Raw genomic sequence first — 2,523 nt, forward strand, 5'->3', positions numbered from 1 at the left:
CCTGACGATCACGGCCGGGCCGGAGGGCGGGGTGTGCGCCGCCGACCCGATCGCGATCCGCGTGCGCTGACGAGTCTCAGCGCGGTTCGACCTTGACACCCCGGCCGACCCGGTGGGCCCTGACCCATCGGATCAGCCGGGTGTCCGGCAGTGGCCGTCTACAGGATGAAGAGCATCTCCTGGTAGGTCGGGAGCGGCCACAGGTCGTCGGCGATGATGCCCTCGATCTTGTCGGCCGCTGTGCGCACGGCCTTCATGTTCGGCAGCAGCGCATCGCGGGCGTGCTTGGCCTCGGCGAGGGAGTCGTGGCCGACCTCATCGGCCAGCGCCGCGTTGAGTGCCGCGAGCGCGGAGCGCAGTTCGTTCACGGAATCGCTGACCTCGGTGAGTGCATCGAGGTCGGGGTCGACGCCCGCGGCCTTGAGAGCGCCGACGTTCACGGCCAGCTCGGTCTGGTGCCGCACCGTGGCCGGCAGGATCGAGGTCTGCCCGATCTCGAGGGTCAGACGAGCCTCGACCCCAATGCTCAGCGCGTACTGCTCGAGGCCGATCTCGTAGCGACTGTGCATCTCGCGGCGGTTGAACACCTTGTACTTCTCGAACAGCGCGAGTGCCGGCTCGGTGATCAGCTCGGGCAGGGCGTCGAGCGTGGTGCGCAGGTTCGCGAGACCGCGCTTCTCGGCCTCGATCGGCCACGCGTCGCCGTAGCCGTCGCCGTTGAAGACGACCGCACCGTGCTCGGTGATGATCTTGGTCAGCAGATTCTGCACGGCGGTGTCGAAGTCGGTGCCGGTGGCGATCGCGGTCTCGAGCTCCGTCGCGGCGTAGTCGAGCGAGTCGGCCATGATCGTGTTGATCGTCACCATCGGTCCGTTGACCGTCTGCATCGAGCCCGGCGCGCGGAACTCGAAACGGTTGCCGGTGAAGGCGAACGGGCTGGTGCGGTTGCGGTCGCCCGGGTCGGTCGGCAGCACGGGGAGCGTGTCGACGCCGATCTGCATCGACCCCTTGCCCTTCGACGAGGTTGCCGGGCCCTGGGCGATCTGCTCGAACACGTCGGCGAGCTGGTCGCCGAGGAAGATCGAGATGATCGCCGGGGGAGCCTCGTTGGCGCCCAGACGGTGATCGTTGGATGCCGACGCCACGGATGCCCGCAGCAGACCCGCGTGCAGGTGCACGGCACGGATCACGGCGGCGCAGAAGACGAGGAACTGCGCGTTGTCGTGCGGGGTGTCACCCGGGACCAGCAGCGAGCCGAGCTCGTTGTTGCCAAGCGAGAAGTTGACGTGCTTGCCGGACCCGTTGACGCCCTGGAAGGGCTTCTCGTGGAAGAGGCACTCCATGCCGTGCTTCTTCGCGATCGTCTTGAACGTCGTCATGAGCAGCTGCTGGTGGTCGGCCGCGATATTGCCGCGCTCGAACATCGGGGCGATCTCGAACTGACCCGGGGCGACTTCGTTGTGACGCGTCTTGGCCGGGATACCGAGCTTGAACAGCTCGCGCTCGGTGTCCATCATGAAGCCGAGCACGCGCTCGGGGATCGCACCGAAGTAGTGGTCGTCGAACTCCTGGCCCTTGGGCGGCTTGGTGCCGAAGAGCGTGCGCCCGGCGTTGAGCAGGTCGGGGCGCGCGAGGAAGAAATGCCGGTCCACCAGGAAGTACTCCTGCTCCGGACCGCAGAATGAGACGACCTTGGCGACGTTCGTGTGACCGAACAGGGCGAGAATGCGCTGCGCGTGCTCGCCCATCGCCTGCTGCGAACGCAGCAGCGGCGTCTTGTGGTCCAGAGCCTCACCGGTCATCGAGACGAAGACGGTCGGGATGCACAGCGTGTTGCCGTTGGGGTTCTCGAGCACGTACGCCGGGCTCGTGACATCCCAGCCGGTGTAGCCGCGGGCCTCGAACGTGTTTCGCAGGCCGCCGTTGGGGAAGCTGGACGCATCCGGCTCGCCCTGGATGAGCGTCTTGCCGGCGAACTCGGCCAGCGCTGATCCGTCCCCGGCGGGCTCGAAGAAGCTGTCGTGCTTCTCGGCGGTCAGACCGGTGAGCGGGTAGAAGACGTGCGCATAGTGCGTGGCGCCGCGCTCGAGCGCCCAGTCCTTCATCGCCGAGGCGACGGCATCCGCCACGGCCGGGTCAAGCTTCGCGCCGTGCTCGATCGTCGCCATGACCGACTTGAAGACCGGCTTCGGCAGACGCTGACGCATGACGATCGTGCTGAAGACATTCGCGCCGAAGATCTCCCCGGCAGTCTCGGCCTCGTCGAACGATACGGCGGGAGGAACGAACGCCTCGACGTCCCTGATGGCTTCACGACGGACGGCATTCCCACTCATTCGTTTCCCCCTGCGCTATGCCCTGACGCCACGCGGCAAAGGGACCCTGAAGCAGAAGGTACGGAAGCGGTGCGTCCGGCCTGTTTCGCGAGCGTAACGGTCTCGCGCGCGGCCGATGCCGCGGCCCGCGTCCTCAGCGTTGCGCGAGCACCGCGTCCCACAGCGCGTCGGCCACCTCGCGCTTGGT

The 2,523-nt window shown here is 67.3% G+C and carries 1 protein-coding gene; it reads right to left on the minus strand.

The window, feature by feature from the left end; all coding sequences use genetic code 11:
- Nucleotides 1–158: 158 nt before the first annotated feature.
- Nucleotides 159–2,336 carry a glutamine synthetase III gene (locus QZV81_RS02030; protein ID WP_292831721.1) on the minus strand — a complete coding sequence of 726 codons (2,178 nt, stop codon included), beginning with the start codon at nt 2,334–2,336 and terminating at the stop codon, nt 159–161.
- Nucleotides 2,337–2,523 lie beyond the last annotated feature (187 nt).

Origin of the sequence: Microbacterium sp. (assembly GCF_011620665.1) — a bacterium.
Classification (GTDB): Bacteria; Actinomycetota; Actinomycetes; order Actinomycetales; family Microbacteriaceae; genus Microbacterium.

Coding starts and splice junctions, on each gene's coding strand:
- QZV81_RS02030 (WP_292831721.1), bottom strand. CDS start 2,336: ATGAGTGGGAATGCCGTCCGTCGTGAAGCCATCAGGGACGTCGAGGCG.